Raw genomic sequence first — 16,557 nt, forward strand, 5'->3', positions numbered from 1 at the left:
TTTTTATCTAACTACTAGCAAGCGACGAAGTCGCAGCTAAAGCTATGTTAGTCGTCGCGACGTGGACGCGGCTTACGTGGTGCGCCACGGTCATTGCCACCGCGGTCATTACGACCTTTGCCTTTGTATTCACCGCGAGGCTTATTGCTGCGAGGTGCCGGGCGGGCAATTTCACCTTCCATCAGGGTAATATCGATCTTCTTACGGCAGATGAATACGCCTTTCAGCTGCTGCAGAACCTCGGTAGGCATTCCTTTAGGTAGTTGAACGGTGCTGTAGTCATCATGTAAGCGAATATCACCGATATGACGACTGTTGATGTCCGCTTCGTTAGCAATTGCGCCAACGATGTTCTTAACCTGTACGCCATCGCTGCGGCCTACTTCAAGACGATAGACATCTAGGTCTTCATAGTTGATGCGCTCACGCTTTTCGCCACGATCGCTATCACGGTCTTCACGTTCACGACGAGGGCGAGGTTCCGGCTCAGGCGGTAGGATAAGAGGCTTCTCTTTCTGTGCCATGTATAGCAGAGCAGAAGCAAGATCCAGTACTTCTAGTTCGGTATCAACAGCTAGTTGATCTACCAATTCACGGTACGGAGCAATATCTTCTTTGCTAACAATGTTGCTAACCTGTTCGCGGAAAGACTCCAGGCGCTTATTTTGTACCAGGTCGCGAGATGGAAGATCCATCTGCTGGATTGGCTGACGTGTAGCGCGCTCAATCTGCTTCAGCAAACGACGCTCACGTGGCGCAACGAACATGATTGCCTTGCCATCACGACCGGCACGGCCAGTACGGCCAATACGGTGTACATAAGCTTCGGTATCGTATGGGATGTCGTAGTTTACAACTAGGCCAACTCGTTGTACGTCAAGGCCTCGGGCAGCAACATCTGTTGCAACCAGAATGTCTAGCTTGGCATCTTTCAGGCGTTGTACGGTACGTTCCCGTAACTGTTGATTCATATCGCCATTTAATGCCGCAGCGGCATAGCCACGAGCTTCAAGCTTTTCAGCCAGTTCGGTTGTGGCTGTTTTAGTACGAGCGAAGATGATAATGCCGCCAAAATCGTCAGTTTCCAGAATTCGAACCAGAGCATCAAGCTTGTTGGTACCGGATACGATCCAGCACTTCTGGTCGATATTTTCCATGGTTGTCGTTTTGGAAGCGATCTTAACTTCTGTCGGCTCACGCATATAACGCTTTGTGATCCGGCGAATCTGTTCAGGCATAGTCGCAGAGAACAGTGCAGTCTGACGTGTAGCTGGAGTTTTAGCCATGATGGTTTCAACATCATCGATAAAGCCCATGCGAAGCATTTCGTCTGCTTCATCTAGCACCATCGCTTTAAGTTCATCTATCTTAAGCGTTCCACGGTCAAGGTGATCCATTACGCGACCAGGTGTGCCTACGACAACATGTGGACCACGGCGAAGCTGTTTCAACTGTAGGGTATAGCTCTGGCCGCCGTAGATTGGCAGGACATGAAACCCAGGCATATGACGAGCATAGACTTGGAACGCTTCAGCAACCTGAACGGCTAGCTCGCGTGTTGGAGCAAGAACCAAAACCTGAGGTTTGTTGCTTTTCAGGTCTATGCGGCTAAGCAGAGGCAGGGCAAATGCAGCTGTTTTACCGGTACCTGTTTGAGCCATTCCCAGCACGTCCTGCCCGTTCAGCAGTAGTGGAATACACTCGGCCTGAATCGGCGACGGTGTTTCATAACCCAGCTCTGTGATGGATTTAAGGAGGGAGGAGGGAAGATCAAGGTCGCTAAATGCGACTGGCGTATCTGACATATTTGAAGGTACCGGAAGGGATAGAATTATAAAACGCGAAATTATACGCTCATTGTGCCGTAAAAGCCCGTTTTTTATCGGTGAGGTTGCTAGTGAAAGTGGTGGTTTTTCGTAGCAGTGTCTTCGGGGCTCTTGTAGGTCATTGTTCCTGCTCGGTCAGGCTAAGGTTGTCATACCAGCTCAGGTAGCTTTCGCCGCCATTATCGCTGTCTGTCATGATAGCGATCGCTTCAAGTTCTGTGTAAATTTCACCAAAAGCGGCTTTAAGGTCATTCTGGATGTTTCGGCTGTGGTCAGTCCACTGGCCAAGACGGTCGCTGCCGCTATTAACTGCCCACATGTAGGCTCTGTCGGTATATGCATTAAGCCAGGTCGTATTAACCGGTTGGTTATTAGACCATACGTACACCAGCGTGCGCTTTTGCCAAAAGAAAGGGCCGTCAGAGACGACAATGTAGACCCGGGCCGGGTAATCATCGCCCGCTTTCGTTGTTTCAGGGGCGTCAGGCCAGACTTTGCTTATCTTCCAGCGCCAGTTAAGTTCAGTGTGCTTACTAATTGGGATCTTTTTTTGATAGAAAAGTCCGGATGCGCTGCCATCTGATCGGGCTTCTAAAACTTGTTTGTTGCCTTCGTTAATAATGGAATACTGGCTCTCTCCGGAAAATATTTCACTCTGCCACTGGCTGATGCCCATAGGATTAAACTTAGGGAGATCGATCGCTTTAGCCTGTGTTGGTAGGCTGATTGCGAGGAATGCCAGCTGAATTGAGAATAGAGCGAAGCGGGAGATTGTCATATATGTGACCCTGGAGTTTAGATAAAGCTTTACAGATCTGGAATTCGACTATAATGAAGGAATGTTTAAGATCAGTGTATCAGAGTTTTATCGCCTATTTTCCCTTCTGGCAAAACTCTGTTTTGGTCTGCTGTCATTGTTGGTAAGTTACTTCCCGGTAATCTGCTTGCAGAATGACAGTTAATGCTGGTCTGTAACTGCGGGCGAAAGGGCTGCTAGCGCGTTCCCCTTGCTATAGCGGCTTATCATCGTTATTTTATTCGCTCACTAAGAGGCCTGGTTATCCAGGCCTCTTTCCGTATATGAAGATGGTGCTTGGGTACTTCAAAGATAGAGCGTTAAGAGAAAACAGAATGGCACAGAATCCAGCGTATGAAATGATATGGCAGGTGGTAGGGGCTATACCGTCTGGAAAAGTAGCAACCTATGGTCAGATAGCAGAATTAGCGGGTATTCCAGGGGGGGCGAGAATGGTGGGGCGTTGTCTGAGCCAGCTTCCCAGGGATAGCCGATTACCTTGGTTCAGGGTAGTCAATGCGAGTGGCAAGATCTCTTTACCGGTAGATAGTGAGGGGTATCAAAAACAGCTTGCTCTGTTGCAAGAAGATGGGGTTGTTGTGCTGAATGGGCGGATTAGGTTGGCTAAGTTTCGCTGGTAAGTCTTGCTCGATTACCCGGCTGGTCAATTATGAGGCAAAAATTTGCTATTTGCCGTTTTGGGGTATGTTTCCGTTATCTAATTGCGCAATAAGTCGGTCGAGTTTATGTTCTAACTTCTTGTTATGCTGCAATATTTCTTCATTTTGCCGACGTAGTTCTCGATTTCTTACATTGGTATCTGCAAATCCCACCATTTTACTGGCGATCTGCGCGCCGATGAAGCCAACGATGCCGACGCCGATATAAAACATTAGTGCGACTATCAGTCTGCCGCCCTGGCTGACCGGGTAGAAATCGCCAAAGCCGATAGTGCTGGCGCTCATCTGTAAAGCCCAGAAGGCATCGCTATAGCTCAGAATATTTGCTGCAGGATGGGACTGCTCAAACCAAAGTAATGGGAATGAAAGAATGGCGATGAGGCTGTAGAGCAGAACAAAAGCAAGAAAGCCGAGAAATACAGTGCCATAGTTTCTGACATTGTATTCATCGGTGGAGTATACGTATCGCTTAACCATAGTCTGCTTTTTATAGTCCTGTTTAATAGGGCTTAGTCTAGTTGGTCAGCATCGATATCATAAGGGAAGCAGCCAACAAATTTGACATGTTCATCCTGAAAGATATGGGTTTTTTTAGCTCGATATTCAAAATCAAACAGTAGAATTAGCCAGCTGATTTTTTTGTCACCGATCTTTTCGATCTTTTTGATAACGGAATCACCATAAGACCCAGACCATGAGCAGGGCGCGACTATCTCTTTAGTTGAAGCGCAGCCCGTTTCACAGCCGTTGGTTTCCATGTTTTCAGGGTCGTAGCTGCTTATCTGATAGTTTTTGGCCCATTGGTCAAGTCCTTGTTCATCCTCTTCGAAGTAGCTGTCAGGGATAGCCGAATAGTCGGTGGTGGAGTACCAGACCGAAACGATGCCTTCTTTTTCAAAATTCATGTGCTTGTCTCGGCTAGGTTTTTCCATAGCAAGCGAATATCGCAGATATCCTGTTCGCTGAGTTTGTCGACTTTAAATGCTTGGTCAAGACTGTGTTCTACCTGTTGATCGAACTGTTCTGTGGTCTCGCCTTCTTCGGCACTGGCCAGGCTAATATGCCCTAGCAGATAGCTACAAAGAAACAGTTTCTCAGGGTCCGCTCCCTTTTCCATGTCGATCAGGTGGCTGTATAGGTTGTCGGCCTGTTGCTGATATGAAGTCATCAGTGTTCCGTAAATTCCAGTTGATCGAGGAGAAGGCTGTATTCTTTACCGCTTTTCTCAACCTGTTGTAGTTTGACGACCATGTAGTCCAGTTCAGGCGCGCACCATATATAGGTGTTTCGTTTGCTGTTGGCGCCGCGGTCCCGTTGAACTTTAATCGCTTCAAATGTGCCGACTGGTGTCTTCACGGTTTCAGTGCCTAGGCGTATAAACGGATAAGTCTTTAATTTCCCGCCATCGGCAACTTTATATACAAGCTTCTCTTTGCCCGCAGCCAGATCAAGCCGTAACTGCATGTGATAGCTTAGGCTGTCCTGTGTTCCGACTGGAACATCCATTGTCCAGGGCTTATTAGCGATATCATTCAGTACCGTTTGAGTACTCCAGTTAAATTGAAGTACCGCATCTTTGTTGCTACCAATTAATTTACGATGATACTCGTAATGGTTGGGTTGAATGCGCTGGTCCTGGATCGAAAACTCTGTAAATTCGTTTACTTTGGCGATCAGCGCTTCAGCGGTAAGCGATAATTTCCACTTATCTCCGTCCCGCTGTAGTTGACGAATGGCATTTCCGCCAAAGGATATTCCCATATCCCACTGTGCTTTATAGACAGCCTTGTAGGGTTTGAGCAGATCGGCTGCTTGTCCCGGAACGGCCGAGACAAGCAGGAGGGTTGAGATAAGTAGGCTGCGTAATCGCATAGGTTACTCCTGAATGAACTGATATCCTTCAGGAGGCAGGTTATCTCCATCGAGCTGAACCGCTCCTGAAACAGGAAGCTTCAGGCGGTCTGCGCAAAACCATTCCACGGCAAGTGGATAGATTTTATGTTCAGAGCTATGAATACGCTGCTGCAGGCTATCTTCGTTATCTGTTGCCAGAATATCGATCGGTGCCTGAATTGCCAGCGGGCCGCCATCCAATTCTTCGGTAACAAAGTGAACGGTACATCCATGCTGTTTATCACCGGCTTCAAGCGCGCGTTGATGGGTATGCAGTCCTTTGTACTTAGGCAGCAGAGAAGGGTGGATGTTAAACATCCTACCCTGGTAGTGGCGTACGAATTCAGGGGTCAGTATGCGCATAAAGCCAGCGAGGACGATCAGATCAGGGCTGTGAGCGTCGATAGCTTCCATCATGGCAGCATCGAAGCTTTCTCTGTCTTCAAAGTCTTTATGGCTGATGGCGATCTGAGGAATGCCTGCTTTATCTGCTCGTTCCAGACCCAGGACGCCGGTTTTATTACTGAGTACTGCAGCGATGCGACCATTGATCTGGCCGCTCGCGATAGCATCGATGATCGCCTGCAGATTTGAACCGCTGCCGGATATCAGGACTACAATGCTTTTTTCTGCCATTCTCAGGCCTCCAGGCCTACTAGCTCAACCTGTTCTTCACCTTCTGCAGCCGCAGCGATAACGCCCGCAATGAATGGTTCTTCGCCGGCATCTTTAAGGATTTGAAGAGCTTGATCAGCTGTTTCAGCAGGAACGCAGATTATCATACCAACGCCGCAGTTGAGGGTGCGATACATTTCTCGAGAATCAACATTGCCCAGCTTCTGGATCCAGGTGAACACCTCTGGCATCTTCCAGCTGTTAATGTCGATAACGGCTTTAGCGCTTTGTGGCAGAACACGGGGAACGTTTTCTAACAGGCCGCCACCGGTGATGTGGGACAGTGCGTTTACCTGGGTTTTCTTGATGAGTTCAAGTACCGGTTTAACGTAGATACGAGTCGGTTCCATCAGTGCTTCAGTCAGCGGCTTGCCGTCAACGGTACCGCTGAGGTCAGCGTCGCGTACTTCAATGATTTTACGGATCAGTGAGTAGCCGTTCGAGTGAGGGCCAGACGATGGCAAGCCGATAAGCTTGTCGCCAACGCTCACTTTAGAGCCGTCAATAATGTCGTCTTTTTCTACCACGCCGACACAAAAGCCGGCCAAATCGTAATCTTCGCCTTCGTACATGCCTGGCATTTCAGCCGTTTCGCCGCCTACTAATGCCGCACCAGAGAGCTCACAACCTGCGCCGATACCTGTCACAACGTCAGCTGCTACGTCGATGTTTAGCTTGCCTGTTGCGTAATAATCCAGGAAAAACAGTGGCTCAGCTCCGGCAACAATAAGGTCGTTCACACACATAGCCACTAAGTCGATACCGATAGTGTCATGTTTGTTCAGGTCCATTGCCAGACGCAGTTTGGTACCAACACCGTCAGTGCCAGAAACCAGTACCGGCTTCTTATAGCCTTCAGGTATCTCGCACAGGGCGCCGAAACCACCCAGGCCGCCCATAACTTCAGGACGGGCAGTACGTTTGGCAACGCCTTTGATACGATCAATCAGTGCGTTTCCTGCGTCAATATCGACGCCGGCGTCTTTGTAGCTGATAGATGAGTTATTGTCAGTAGAAGACATAATATGTGTGGACCTGTCAGTGGTAATTTACAGATAGAAAAATTTGAGGCGTATTCTATCAGGTTGCTGGTGAGGCGGCTATTGTGTGTTAAAGTTTATGCCGATTTTAAGGATACTTTTTTTTAGACCGTGCAGATCGTAATCTGGACGGCAAACAGGATGATAGATCGATCATGATGCGTAATCTTTGTACCTCTATGCTGTTGTTGATTCTAACAGGCTTATGCAGTCTGACACAGGCTGCTACTGTCAGAGGGCTCTACACTGCGGAACTGCTGGTTCCGGAACAATTGTCTCAACCGGCTGATGGGCAGTTACAGCAAGGTTTAAAAAGTGTGCTAATAAAGGTATCGGGACGTAGTCAGGTGGTCAATAAGGCGGCGGTGGTTGAAGCGTTGCGTATGCCAGCTGCGCTGTTAAGTCAGTTCAGTTATCAGTCAACTCAAACACCTGTGGCAGCAGGTGATGGTCGCGAAGTCTTAGGTCAGTTGTTGTTGCTTGAGTTTGATCCGGTGTTGATTGATCAGTTATTACAAAGGTCAGCTATGAAGGCGATTGGCCATGCGCGTCCGATGTTAATGGTTTGGCTGGCCGCACAGCGCGGCAATGCTGCCAGGGATTTCGTCGCTCCGGAAAGTAAGCTCTATGCTGAGCTGGCTCAACTGGCGAATGCGCGTGGACTTCCACTGGATGTGCCACTTCTGGATCTAAATGATCAGAGCGCGCTTGATGTTAGTGATCTTTGGGGCTTTTTTAGAGAGTCGATAGTGCAAGCGTCGGATCGGTATAAGCCAGAAGCTATTCTGGTTGGTCGCCTGGTACAGGGCGGTAGTGGCGGCTGGCAAACTGAGTGGCTACTGCTTAAAGACGGACAGGCCCGCTCATTATCGCCTTCCGGATCTTTGTCCAATCAGTTGCAGCAGGTGATCAATGAGTCTGCTGACTTTGTTTTATCCTCATTGGGTTCATCCCGGTTTAACTATGTTGAAACAGGATTGCAACTTGAAATCGCTAATGTAGATGGTATTGACGATTATTTGCAGTTGGTGGATTACCTTAATCAGTTACCCCCGGTTGAAACGGTCAGGGTGAGTATTATCGATGCGGATCGGGTGCTGTTCCGGGTGGAGCTTCAAGGTGGTGTCCAGGCGCTGGAGCAGGCTGTACGGCTGAATCCGAGAATGTCACCGATGTCCCGAGTAGGCGGCGGTGATGATGTTGAGCCGGTTATGACCTACCGCTGGCAGGAATAGAGGGTGTCAATATGGAGTATAAGCAGGGAGTTTCTATGAGCGATTCACAGCGCTGGTTTTTTTTGATTTTTGTACTGTTTGCTGGGTTTTTGATCTACCTGCTGCAGCCTATTCTATCGCCGTTTTTGGTTGCTGCTTTGCTGGCCTATCTGGCTGATCCTATGGCCGATAGACTTGAAGCTAAAGGTTTGAGTCGGACGTTTTCGGTTGTTGTGGTTTTTCTGATGATGACCACTGTAATGCTGTTGCTGGTGATATGGCTATTGCCTAAACTCGGGCAGCAGATTCAGGTGATGATTAAGCTGGTTCCTGCGGTTATCACTATGGTTCAAACGGTCTGGATTCCCTGGTTAGAAACATATGTTGGTGTTTCTTTTACAGGTTTTGATCTGGAAAGCCTTAAGTTGTTGATGACGGGTCACTGGCAACAGACCGGTGGATTGGTGAAAGATCTGTTTAGTAGTGTGTCTCAGTCGGGGATGGCATTGGTTGCCTGGGTGGCTAACCTGGTGTTGATTCCGGTTGTCATGTTCTACCTGTTAAGAGACTGGGATCTGATGATGGAGCGGATCGGCCATCTGTTACCCCGTAATGTTGAGCAAAGGGTTAAGCTTTGGGCACAGGAATGCGATGAAGTTCTGGGTGCTTTTATTAAAGGGCAATTACTGGTGATGCTGGCGCTGGGGATTATCTATTCACTTGGGTTGTGGACTGTGGGACTGGATCTTGCGCTACTGATCGGAATGCTAGCGGGACTGGCGAGTATAGTGCCTTATATGGGCTTTGTTGTCGGTATTGTCGCAGCGGCAGTTGCTGCTATGTTGCAGTTTAATGACCTGACGATGCTTGCCTGGGTTGGGGCTGTGTTTGCTGTTGGTCAGGCATTGGAAGGGATGGTCCTGACACCGTTATTGGTAGGGGATCGCATTGGGCTCCATCCGGTCGCCGTAATTTTTGCAATAATGGCGGGTGGGCAGCTGTTTGGTTTTGTTGGAATTTTGATTGCACTTCCCGTTGCTGCCGTTATTATGGTGCTCCTTCGTCATCTGCATCGGGGATATAAGAGCAGTAAATTGTACGATTGCTGAGCAGGCTGCAGAGATTTTATGCAGATATTTTATAAATAGTTGGGTTATAAGGCCCAGGGCAACCGCCCTCAGGCGACAACAAGTACTGATAAGAAATGAGTAGTCCAGAACCTTTTCAAATCCCCCTGGGTATCACTCTGCGGGATGATGCCCGATTTGAAAACTTCCTCAGTCAGGGGAATGAATTGCTGTGCAACACTCTGGACCAAGCGGCCCATGGAGAGGGGGAGCAGTTCCTCTATATTTGGGGTAATCACGATAGTGGTTGCTCTCATCTGCTGCAGGCAGTCTGTCATGCATCTGATCCTGCTGGTCGAACAGCGGTGTATCTGCCGTTGGACGAACTGATTGATATGGGTCCTGGTGTGCTTGATGGCATGGAACATCTGGATCTGGTCTGTCTCGATAATATGCAGACGATAGTCGGTAACAAACTCTGGGAAGAGGGCGTGTTTCATTTTTTTAACCGTATCCGGGCCGAGAATAACCGATTGTTAGTTGCGTCCGATCGTGCGCCTCGCCAATTGGGTCTTAATCTACTCGATCTGGCCTCCCGGTTAAGCTGGGGAATGGTCTTTCAGGTTCATAATCTGGATGACGAAGGTAAAGTTCATGCCCTTCAAATAAGAGCCCAGGCCCGCGGATTTGCTATCAGTGAAGAAGTAGCCCGGTTTCTGATACACAGAGCTAGCCGCAGTATGGCCGATCTGTTTGATCTGTTAGATAAACTTGATTCAGCTTCTCTAAGTGCCAAGCGCAAAGTGACTATTCCTTTTGTGAAGCAGGTTCTGGGACTTTAATCTCCCTACGTATTTCAAACGGCTGACTATGAACATAATCTTGGCGGGTTTTACATCCGACATTACCGAAAACGAGTTACGGCAGATGCTGTCGCGATATGTTGAACTTGACGCGCTGGACATTATACCCGGTGATCTGCCGGAGCAAACCGTAGCGGTTCTGACCGTTGAAGGGAGTAGTGTTGAAGCGCACAGGGCTGCACGTCGTCTGACCGGGCTCTACTGGCATGGACACTCCTTGCGTGCCTACATATCTTTGTTCTAGTACTGGAAAATAACTATGTCAGACTATTCGTTGCTTGCTCAGACAAGTGATTATCTGATTATTAATAAAGCCCCGGGTGTTTCTGTTCATCGTGACCAGTCCGATATCGGTCTGTTAGAGCAGATCAGAATCGATCTTGATTGCGGCCCTCTCTATCTTGTTCACCGGCTAGATAAAATGACCTCGGGACTACTGCTTCTGGCCTGTAACGCTGAAGCAGCATCCTATCTGTCTCGTCAGTTTCAGGAACGCCAGGTAGAGAAGTATTACCTCGCGTTGTCAGACCAGAAACCCCGTAAGAAGCAGGGATTGATTAAAGGGGATATGGAACGAGCCAGACGTGGCAGTTGGAAACTGAGCACGACTACCAATAACCCGGCGATTACCCGCTTTTATAGTACCTCGGTGGAGCCTGGGCTGAGATTATTCCTACTTAAACCCCTGACCGGTAAAACCCATCAGCTGCGCGTTGCATTAAAAAGCATCGGTGCGGCAATTGTTGGTGATGAGCGTTATCATGGAGTGTCTGCTGAGCCAATCGACCGTGGCTATCTACATGCCTGGGCTCTGGCTTTTGACTGGCAGGGAGAGCGGTGTGAATATCTGTGTGATCCTGATGTGGGTGAACTGTATCAGCGAGAATCTGTAAAACAGCAGCTGGAAAGCTGGAAGCCGCCAGGTGAGCAGCCCTGGCCAACATCTTAATATGAGTAGCGTAATGTCCGACGAACGAATCGAACGGGACTTTAGTGCCCGAGCCGAAGAGGAGCAGCAGGCTTTTCTTGAGCAGACCTGGTGCGACGAGTGTCAGGAAGTTAATTTGGGGATGAAAAATCCCAGTGAGTATCTGTTAAAAGGTATTGTCTTTATCGAAGGTGAATGCAACCGTTGTGGGTCAGTCGTACTGACTGAACTGACAGAAGACGATTTTTAGGGTTTTTGATTACGTATGTCTGATTCTTTTCAACAACGATTCGGTGGAACCCAGCGGCTATATGGGGTTGATGGGGTAGAGCTTTTCCGTCAAGCCAATATCTGTGTCGTAGGTATCGGTGGTGTTGGCTCCTGGGCTGCTGAGGCACTTGCCCGTTCTGCTATTGGTCAGATTACGCTGATTGATCTTGATGATATCTGTATTACCAATACCAATCGTCAGATTCATGCGCTGCATGACACTATAGGTGACTCTAAAGTGGGGGTCATGGCAGAACGTATTCGGCTGATAAATCCAGAGTGCCAGGTTGAGGTGGTAGACGATTTTATCACCTTGGATAATATCCCTGAGTTAATCGGCAATCAGTTCAGTTATGTGATCGATTGTATCGACAGCGTTAAAGAAAAAGCAGCGCTGATTGCTCACTGTAAGCGTAATAAAATTCCCGTCATCACCGTTGGTGGAGCGGGTGGGCAAACAGATCCGACACAGATCTCTATTGTCGATCTGAGTAAAACTAATCATGACCCGTTAGCCGCAAAAACCCGTTCGTTGTTAAGGCGATTATACAACTTCAGTAAAAGTGGTCGCCGGTTTGCGGTGGATTGCGTCTATTCAACAGAGCAGTTGGTCTATCCTCAACCGGACGGTAGTGTCTGCCAGTTAAAAACGGTTACTGATGGTAATACTCGTCTTGACTGTAGCGGTGGTTTTGGCGCTTCCACCTGTGTTACGGCTACTTTTGGTTTTGTTGCGGTGTCCCGGGTGCTGCAGAAAATGTTGGAACGGGCGGAGCGAGAGAAAAAATCAGCTAAGAAAAATTGAGATCTATACCTATTCTGGTATGAGATTCTGCCTAGAGTATTGATCTTTACAAATAGCTGTTTATTCTGTGGTGTTATCTAAACGCAAATGGATTGTTTGCATCTTTTATGTCTTCTATATTCTTGGATGGGTTTTATAAGGCTGTTTTTGACGCCTGCAGTGATGCGATCTATGTAATAGAGCCGCAAAGTTCGCAGATTGTTGATGCTAATACCAGAGCATGGCTCGATCTGGGGATGACCCGTGAGCAGCTATTGGAGCATAGTGTTGTCACGCTTCAGAATGATGTTGAAAACGAAGAGCACTGGGGAATAATCGCAGAAGAAATCGTAAAGACTGATACTTTTACCTTTATCGGTCGCCATTGTCATCAGGATGGCACATTCTTCCCGGTTGAGGTTTATACCAGTGTTGTTGAGTTTGAAGGTCGACAGTTATTCATATCTATTGCGCGGAATCTTGACCTTACCACCTCGCAAAGAGAAGAGTTTCGTACAAAGGATGCTCGTCTGACTTATGCCCTTAATGAGGCCGCAGACGGCCTTTGGGACTGGAATGTAGCGACCGGAGAAGTTTTTTTCTCGCCCCAGCTTAAGCGAATGCTTGGTTACCTGCCCCATGAGATGGCGCCAACTTTAGAGACCTGGGCGGAATCGATCCATGAAGATGACAGGGCGCGGGTACTGGGGATTCTTGATGGTCACCTTAGTGGTCAAGCTGATAGTTATAACGCAGAGTATAAGATCGGTAGTCGCTCAGGGGAATATATCTGGGTACGTGATCGTGGTCGGGTGTGTCAGCGGGATGATGAGGGGAAACCTGAACGTGTCGTAGGCATGTGTCACGACATTACCCATAGTAAAGACCTTGAAGACAGGCTGCGACAGCAGGCCAGTCACGATGATCTCACCGGGCTATTGAATCGCCGTGCCGGTTATATTCATTTTAAACAGCAGTTAAGCTATGCCCAGCGTTACCAGCAGCAACTTTGCGTTTGCCTGATCGATCTGGATCATTTCAAATCGGTTAACGATAATTATGGGCACCTTGTCGGTGATACTGTGCTGACACACTTTGTTGATCTGATGACTCGAACGCTGCGTAAATCTGATTCTCTGATGCGCTGGGGAGGCGAGGAGTTCTTTCTGTTATTGCCTAACACCGATACAGAAAGCGGGCTCAAGCTGATCAGTCAGCTTAAGGATAAGATTAAAGAGAGCCCGGTTACATTAGAGGGCCGTGAACTCAGTTATACTTTCAGTGCTGGACTGGCAGGTTTTCCCTGCCATTCACAAAGTTTCGATGGGCTAATTAAGTGTGCCGACGATGCTTTGTACAGATCAAAAGATTCGGGCCGTGATCTGATATTAATCAGCAACGACGACAGTGAAACTGAACAGAAAGAACTGTTTTAATCCCTTAGCTATTATTCGCAGACTCTCTGGCTGCGTTCTTAACCGCTTCTATGATTGCTTTTAAACCGTTGCCTCTGGATGGGCTCAGGTGGCGGGTCAGTTGTAGTTGATCAAAGTAGTGATCAACATCATAGGCGAGTATTTCCTCGGGTTGCTGGCCGTTGAGTGCCGCCATTACCAGAGCGATTAGCCCGCGAATTACCCGGGCATCGGAATCTGCTGCAAACCAGAGAGCACCCTGAGGGTCGCGACTTATCTTAAGCCAGGCGTCGCTTTCACAGCCACTGATACGGTCCTGCTCAGTTTTCATTGCTGCAGTGAATGCAGGTAGCTTCTTTCCTAACAACATGATTTCACGGTAACGGTCATTCCAACTGCCCATGGCAGTCAGACGTGTAAGAATTTCCTGGTCATCAATCTCCCGGCCAAAGGGCGAGCTATCAAATATTGCCTGATCGGAAACGGTCTCACTACTGGAGAATGTTCCGCCAGCTGCGATCTGTTGTAGTGCACTGGCAAAGAGTTCAACTTCATCAAGGGTGTTATAAAAACAGAAGGATGCGCGAATGGTGCCTGGCAGTCCAAGTCTTTCCATCAGTGGCATAGCGCAATGATGCCCGGTGCGTACTGCAATCCCTTGTTGATCCAACATCAGTCCAACATCCTGCTGATGGTGGCTGTTGAGTTGAAATGACAGTATTGAGGCACAGGCGGTGGGTCTGCCGATACGGGTAAAGCCAGGAATTGCATTACAGAGCTCTATCGCTCGGCTCATTAACGCTCGTTCATGGCGTGCCAGTGCTTTACGATCAAGACTGTTCAGAAAGCGGATCGCTTCGGCTAAACCCAAGGCTCCACTAATGTTGGGGGTGCCTGCTTCAAACTTAAACGGCAGATTGTTATAGGTTGTACCGTTGAAAGAGACTCGCTTGATCATCTCGCCGCCACTTTGCCAGGGGGGCATGGCCTCCAGTAATGCCTTACGACCATAGAGAACACCGATACCGGTGGGGGCAAACAGTTTGTGGCCTGAGAATAGATAGAAATCACAGCCCAATCGTTGAACGTCAATCTCCAGATGGGGAGCCGCCTGAGCACCATCGATTACCACTATCGCGCCAGCCTCATGGGCCTGCCTTATCAGCCCAGCAACCGGATTGATCGTGCCCAGTGCATTAGAAATATGAGTCAGGCTGACAACGCGGGTTTTATTGCTTAGCAGGGTGCTGAATTTGGGCAGGTCCAGATCGCCGTTATCGGTGATGGGGACAACCCGGATGGTAGCGCCGGTCTGTTCTGCCACTATCTGCCAAGGCACAATATTGGCGTGGTGCTCTAACTCTGTCAGCAGTATCTCATCGCCAGGCTTCAGAAGAGGGCGGGCATAACTCTGGGCGATCAGATTGATCCCTTCAGTGGTGCCTCGAGTCCAGATAATCTCCTCATCGGAGTCCGCGTTAATGAAACTACGAACTGTAGATCTGGCCGCCTCAAAGGCGCTGGTCGCTTGTTCACTTAGCTGGTGTGCGCCCCGATGAACATTGGCGTTTTGAGTGCGATAAAACTTTTCAACTACGCGGATAACCGCTTCCGGCTTTTGGCTGGTTGCGGCATTATCCAGATACACCAAAGGTTGATTGTTTACCTTTTGATGCAGGGCAGGAAACTGTTTTCTGATGGCGGCTATTTGATCCACTGCTTATGTCCGACCCTGTTCAAGCTTATTGAGTTTGCTCTTCCAGCGGGCATACATCATAGCGCCAATGAAGAGTGCTGACACAAGTAGGGTTTCAATAAACGCCAGATAAGCGCTGCTATGAGTTGACATCGCAATAGTGACCGAATGCATAAAGTAGACGGTGATAAAAAAGCAGAGCCAGATATGGCCGCGCAGATTCTTATTTAAAATCACCGGAAAAAACATCATCAGCGGTACTGCTTGAAAAGCCCATATCATATAAGGGTTAGCCGTTGCTGGTGGCGAGATTATTAAGTGCCATGCGGTTAACAGAAATAACAGACCGAAATAACTAAGCAGGGTTACCGCTCGGCTAATAGCTACTTTTTTTGCGAGTGTTGCCTGCATTATTTAATCCTGAAGTTCTAAGCTTGTAATTGACGTGCCAGACGGCCAAGGCGTTTGCCTTGTGCCAGACAAAGGCTTGATTCTGTTTCATCCAGCGGAAGGTTGCTGTCAGAACCTGCCAAATGGGTTGCGCCATAAGGTGTGCCACCGCTACGAGTGTTGATCAGTCCGGCTTCACTATAGGGCAGTCCGCAAATCACCATGCCGTGATGGAGTAAAGGCAGCATCATACTTAGCAAAGTTGTTTCCTGTCCGCCATGGAGGCTAGAGCTAGAGCTGAAAACTGCCGCAGGTTTATCGATCAATGCGCCACTAAGCCAAAGGCTATTGGTGGAATCAATAAAGTATTTAAGCGCCGCCGCCATGTTTCCAAAACGGGTAGGGCTGCCCAGTGCCAGGCCAGAACAGTTAGCCAAATCTTGTTCAGAGCAGTAAAGATCGCCATCCACAGGAATGCTATCTTCTACGGCTTCGCAGTTAGCAGAAATTGCCGGAACCGTTCGCAGGCGAGCTTCTACACCGCTCTGTTCAATGCCACGGGCTATCTGATTTGCCATGCTGCGGGTCGCACCATGGCGGCTATAGTAAAGCACTAATACATAGGGGCTGGACACTTACAGAATCTCCAGCACAGATTCCGGTGGGCGGCCGATACGGGCTTTACCGTTGGTGATAACAATGGGGCGTTCAATCAGGCGTGGATACTCGACCATCAGATCGATAATCTGTTGATCGGTCAGGCTCTTATCCGCCAGATTATTGTCTTTGTATTCAGCTTCACCCTTACGCAGTAGCTCGCGTGGGGTAATAGACAGTTGGCTGATAATGTTGGTCAGCTCTGTGACTGTTGGTGGGTTTTCCAGATAAAGGCGCACGTCCGGAGTGATATTCTGCTCTTCAAGCAGGGCCAGAGTGGTGCGGGATTTTGAACAGCGTGGGTTGTGATAGATTTCAACAGACATAGAAATTACCCTGTAAGTCGCGACAGATATTGATGTA

General features: G+C 48.6%; 21 protein-coding genes. 9 read left to right on the forward strand and 12 right to left on the reverse strand.

Annotated elements, in window-relative coordinates; all coding sequences use genetic code 11:
- Nucleotides 1–47: 47 nt before the first annotated feature.
- Nucleotides 48–1,805 carry a DEAD/DEAH box helicase gene (locus tag QZZ54_RS03775; protein ID WP_290699083.1) on the reverse strand — a complete coding sequence of 586 codons (1,758 nt, stop codon included), beginning with the start codon at nucleotides 1,803–1,805 and terminating at the stop codon, nucleotides 48–50.
- 139 nt (nucleotides 1,806–1,944) lie between these two features.
- Nucleotides 1,945–2,604 carry a DUF3047 domain-containing protein gene (locus tag QZZ54_RS03780; RefSeq protein ID WP_290699086.1) on the reverse strand — a complete coding sequence of 220 codons (660 nt, stop codon included), beginning with the start codon at nucleotides 2,602–2,604 and terminating at the stop codon, nucleotides 1,945–1,947.
- A gap of 353 nt (nucleotides 2,605–2,957) precedes the next feature.
- On the opposite strand from QZZ54_RS03780, the gene QZZ54_RS03785 reads away from it, so the two are divergent.
- On the forward strand, nucleotides 2,958–3,263 hold the full coding sequence (locus QZZ54_RS03785) for an MGMT family protein (RefSeq protein WP_290699089.1): 306 nt from the start codon (nucleotides 2,958–2,960) through the stop codon (nucleotides 3,261–3,263).
- A 45-nt stretch (nucleotides 3,264–3,308) separates the two neighbouring features.
- Here the strand turns inward: QZZ54_RS03785 and QZZ54_RS03790 are convergent, their stop codons facing one another.
- The 6 genes from QZZ54_RS03790 to purM are packed head-to-tail and all read right to left on the reverse strand — an operon-like array spanning nucleotide 3,309 to nucleotide 6,892.
- The gene (locus QZZ54_RS03790) at nucleotides 3,309–3,779 is read right to left on the reverse strand and encodes a potassium channel family protein (protein ID WP_290699092.1); all 471 of its coding nucleotides are present in this window, start codon (nucleotides 3,777–3,779) and stop codon (nucleotides 3,309–3,311) included.
- 32 nt (nucleotides 3,780–3,811) lie between these two features.
- Entirely contained in the window at nucleotides 3,812–4,207 is a 396-nt protein-coding gene (locus tag QZZ54_RS03795) for an immunity 22 family protein (RefSeq protein WP_290699095.1), read from the reverse strand.
- Entirely contained in the window at nucleotides 4,204–4,470 is a 267-nt protein-coding gene (locus QZZ54_RS03800) for a YfcL family protein (RefSeq protein ID WP_290699096.1), read from the reverse strand. The genes QZZ54_RS03795 and QZZ54_RS03800 overlap by 4 nt, the downstream gene beginning before the upstream one ends.
- A complete protein-coding gene (locus QZZ54_RS03805; protein WP_290699098.1) occupies nucleotides 4,470–5,174 on the reverse strand; it encodes a DUF3108 domain-containing protein in 705 nt (234 codons plus the stop codon). The genes QZZ54_RS03800 and QZZ54_RS03805 overlap by 1 nt, the downstream gene beginning before the upstream one ends.
- A 3-nt stretch (nucleotides 5,175–5,177) precedes the next feature.
- Complete coding sequence (gene purN / locus QZZ54_RS03810) at nucleotides 5,178–5,831, reverse strand: phosphoribosylglycinamide formyltransferase (protein WP_290699100.1); 654 nt, start codon at nucleotides 5,829–5,831, stop codon at nucleotides 5,178–5,180.
- 2 nt (nucleotides 5,832–5,833) lie between these two features.
- Entirely contained in the window at nucleotides 5,834–6,892 is a 1,059-nt protein-coding gene (purM, locus tag QZZ54_RS03815) for a phosphoribosylformylglycinamidine cyclo-ligase (protein ID WP_290699104.1), read from the reverse strand.
- A 173-nt stretch (nucleotides 6,893–7,065) separates the two neighbouring features.
- Between purM and QZZ54_RS03820 the strand changes: the two genes are divergently transcribed.
- The 8 genes from QZZ54_RS03820 (at nucleotide 7,066) to QZZ54_RS03855 (ending at nucleotide 13,472) form a co-directional block, all read left to right on the forward strand.
- On the forward strand, nucleotides 7,066–8,145 hold the full coding sequence (locus tag QZZ54_RS03820) for a DUF2066 domain-containing protein (protein ID WP_290699107.1): 1,080 nt from the start codon (nucleotides 7,066–7,068) through the stop codon (nucleotides 8,143–8,145).
- Nucleotides 8,146–8,180: 35 nt separating this feature from the next.
- Nucleotides 8,181–9,233, forward strand: a complete 1,053-nt coding sequence (locus QZZ54_RS03825; RefSeq protein WP_290699109.1) for an AI-2E family transporter — start codon at nucleotides 8,181–8,183, stop codon at nucleotides 9,231–9,233.
- Nucleotides 9,234–9,328: 95 nt separating this feature from the next.
- Entirely contained in the window at nucleotides 9,329–10,033 is a 705-nt protein-coding gene (gene hda / locus QZZ54_RS03830; protein WP_290699112.1) for a DnaA regulatory inactivator Hda, read from the forward strand.
- Between the two features lie 28 nt (nucleotides 10,034–10,061).
- Entirely contained in the window at nucleotides 10,062–10,298 is a 237-nt protein-coding gene (locus QZZ54_RS03835; protein ID WP_290699115.1) for a hypothetical protein, read from the forward strand.
- Between the two features lie 15 nt (nucleotides 10,299–10,313).
- Nucleotides 10,314–11,003 carry a TIGR01621 family pseudouridine synthase gene (locus tag QZZ54_RS03840; RefSeq protein ID WP_290699117.1) on the forward strand — a complete coding sequence of 230 codons (690 nt, stop codon included), beginning with the start codon at nucleotides 10,314–10,316 and terminating at the stop codon, nucleotides 11,001–11,003.
- Between the two features lie 13 nt (nucleotides 11,004–11,016).
- Nucleotides 11,017–11,232 carry a hypothetical protein gene (locus tag QZZ54_RS03845; RefSeq protein WP_290699119.1) on the forward strand — a complete coding sequence of 72 codons (216 nt, stop codon included), beginning with the start codon at nucleotides 11,017–11,019 and terminating at the stop codon, nucleotides 11,230–11,232.
- A gap of 15 nt (nucleotides 11,233–11,247) precedes the next feature.
- The gene (tcdA, locus tag QZZ54_RS03850; protein ID WP_290699122.1) at nucleotides 11,248–12,057 is read left to right on the forward strand and encodes a tRNA cyclic N6-threonylcarbamoyladenosine(37) synthase TcdA; all 810 of its coding nucleotides are present in this window, start codon (nucleotides 11,248–11,250) and stop codon (nucleotides 12,055–12,057) included.
- Nucleotides 12,058–12,164: 107 nt separating this feature from the next.
- The gene (locus tag QZZ54_RS03855) at nucleotides 12,165–13,472 is read left to right on the forward strand and encodes a diguanylate cyclase (protein WP_290699124.1); all 1,308 of its coding nucleotides are present in this window, start codon (nucleotides 12,165–12,167) and stop codon (nucleotides 13,470–13,472) included.
- Between the two features lie 4 nt (nucleotides 13,473–13,476).
- On the opposite strand, the gene QZZ54_RS03860 is transcribed toward QZZ54_RS03855, so the two are convergent.
- The 4 genes from QZZ54_RS03860 to arsC are packed head-to-tail and all read right to left on the reverse strand — an operon-like array spanning nucleotide 13,477 to nucleotide 16,520.
- On the reverse strand, nucleotides 13,477–15,168 hold the full coding sequence (locus tag QZZ54_RS03860) for a SufS family cysteine desulfurase (protein WP_290699125.1): 1,692 nt from the start codon (nucleotides 15,166–15,168) through the stop codon (nucleotides 13,477–13,479).
- 3 nt (nucleotides 15,169–15,171) lie between these two features.
- Nucleotides 15,172–15,558 carry a DUF2069 domain-containing protein gene (locus QZZ54_RS03865; RefSeq protein WP_290699127.1) on the reverse strand — a complete coding sequence of 129 codons (387 nt, stop codon included), beginning with the start codon at nucleotides 15,556–15,558 and terminating at the stop codon, nucleotides 15,172–15,174.
- Between the two features lie 17 nt (nucleotides 15,559–15,575).
- Nucleotides 15,576–16,172 carry an NAD(P)H:quinone oxidoreductase gene (gene wrbA / locus QZZ54_RS03870; protein WP_290699129.1) on the reverse strand — a complete coding sequence of 199 codons (597 nt, stop codon included), beginning with the start codon at nucleotides 16,170–16,172 and terminating at the stop codon, nucleotides 15,576–15,578.
- A complete protein-coding gene (gene arsC, locus QZZ54_RS03875; RefSeq protein ID WP_290699132.1) occupies nucleotides 16,173–16,520 on the reverse strand; it encodes an arsenate reductase (glutaredoxin) in 348 nt (115 codons plus the stop codon).
- Between the last annotated feature and the right edge of the window lie 37 nt (nucleotides 16,521–16,557).

This window comes from Amphritea sp. (genome assembly GCF_016744155.1).
In the GTDB taxonomy this organism is placed as follows: Bacteria; Pseudomonadota; Gammaproteobacteria; order Pseudomonadales; family Balneatricaceae; genus Amphritea.

Coding starts and splice junctions, on each gene's coding strand:
- QZZ54_RS03775 (WP_290699083.1), bottom strand. CDS start 1,805: ATGTCAGATACGCCAGTCGCATTTAGCGACCTTGATCTTCCCTCCTCC.
- QZZ54_RS03780 (WP_290699086.1), bottom strand. CDS start 2,604: ATGACAATCTCCCGCTTCGCTCTATTCTCAATTCAGCTGGCATTCCTC.
- QZZ54_RS03785 (WP_290699089.1), top strand. CDS start 2,958: ATGGCACAGAATCCAGCGTATGAAATGATATGGCAGGTGGTAGGGGCT.
- QZZ54_RS03790 (WP_290699092.1), bottom strand. CDS start 3,779: ATGGTTAAGCGATACGTATACTCCACCGATGAATACAATGTCAGAAAC.
- QZZ54_RS03795 (WP_290699095.1), bottom strand. CDS start 4,207: ATGAATTTTGAAAAAGAAGGCATCGTTTCGGTCTGGTACTCCACCACC.
- QZZ54_RS03800 (WP_290699096.1), bottom strand. CDS start 4,470: ATGACTTCATATCAGCAACAGGCCGACAACCTATACAGCCACCTGATC.
- QZZ54_RS03805 (WP_290699098.1), bottom strand. CDS start 5,174: ATGCGATTACGCAGCCTACTTATCTCAACCCTCCTGCTTGTCTCGGCC.
- purN (WP_290699100.1), bottom strand. CDS start 5,831: ATGGCAGAAAAAAGCATTGTAGTCCTGATATCCGGCAGCGGTTCAAAT.
- purM (WP_290699104.1), bottom strand. CDS start 6,892: ATGTCTTCTACTGACAATAACTCATCTATCAGCTACAAAGACGCCGGC.
- QZZ54_RS03820 (WP_290699107.1), top strand. CDS start 7,066: ATGATGCGTAATCTTTGTACCTCTATGCTGTTGTTGATTCTAACAGGC.
- QZZ54_RS03825 (WP_290699109.1), top strand. CDS start 8,181: ATGAGCGATTCACAGCGCTGGTTTTTTTTGATTTTTGTACTGTTTGCT.
- hda (WP_290699112.1), top strand. CDS start 9,329: ATGAGTAGTCCAGAACCTTTTCAAATCCCCCTGGGTATCACTCTGCGG.
- QZZ54_RS03835 (WP_290699115.1), top strand. CDS start 10,062: ATGAACATAATCTTGGCGGGTTTTACATCCGACATTACCGAAAACGAG.
- QZZ54_RS03840 (WP_290699117.1), top strand. CDS start 10,314: ATGTCAGACTATTCGTTGCTTGCTCAGACAAGTGATTATCTGATTATT.
- QZZ54_RS03845 (WP_290699119.1), top strand. CDS start 11,017: ATGTCCGACGAACGAATCGAACGGGACTTTAGTGCCCGAGCCGAAGAG.
- tcdA (WP_290699122.1), top strand. CDS start 11,248: ATGTCTGATTCTTTTCAACAACGATTCGGTGGAACCCAGCGGCTATAT.
- QZZ54_RS03855 (WP_290699124.1), top strand. CDS start 12,165: ATGTCTTCTATATTCTTGGATGGGTTTTATAAGGCTGTTTTTGACGCC.
- QZZ54_RS03865 (WP_290699127.1), bottom strand. CDS start 15,558: ATGCAGGCAACACTCGCAAAAAAAGTAGCTATTAGCCGAGCGGTAACC.
- arsC (WP_290699132.1), bottom strand. CDS start 16,520: ATGTCTGTTGAAATCTATCACAACCCACGCTGTTCAAAATCCCGCACC.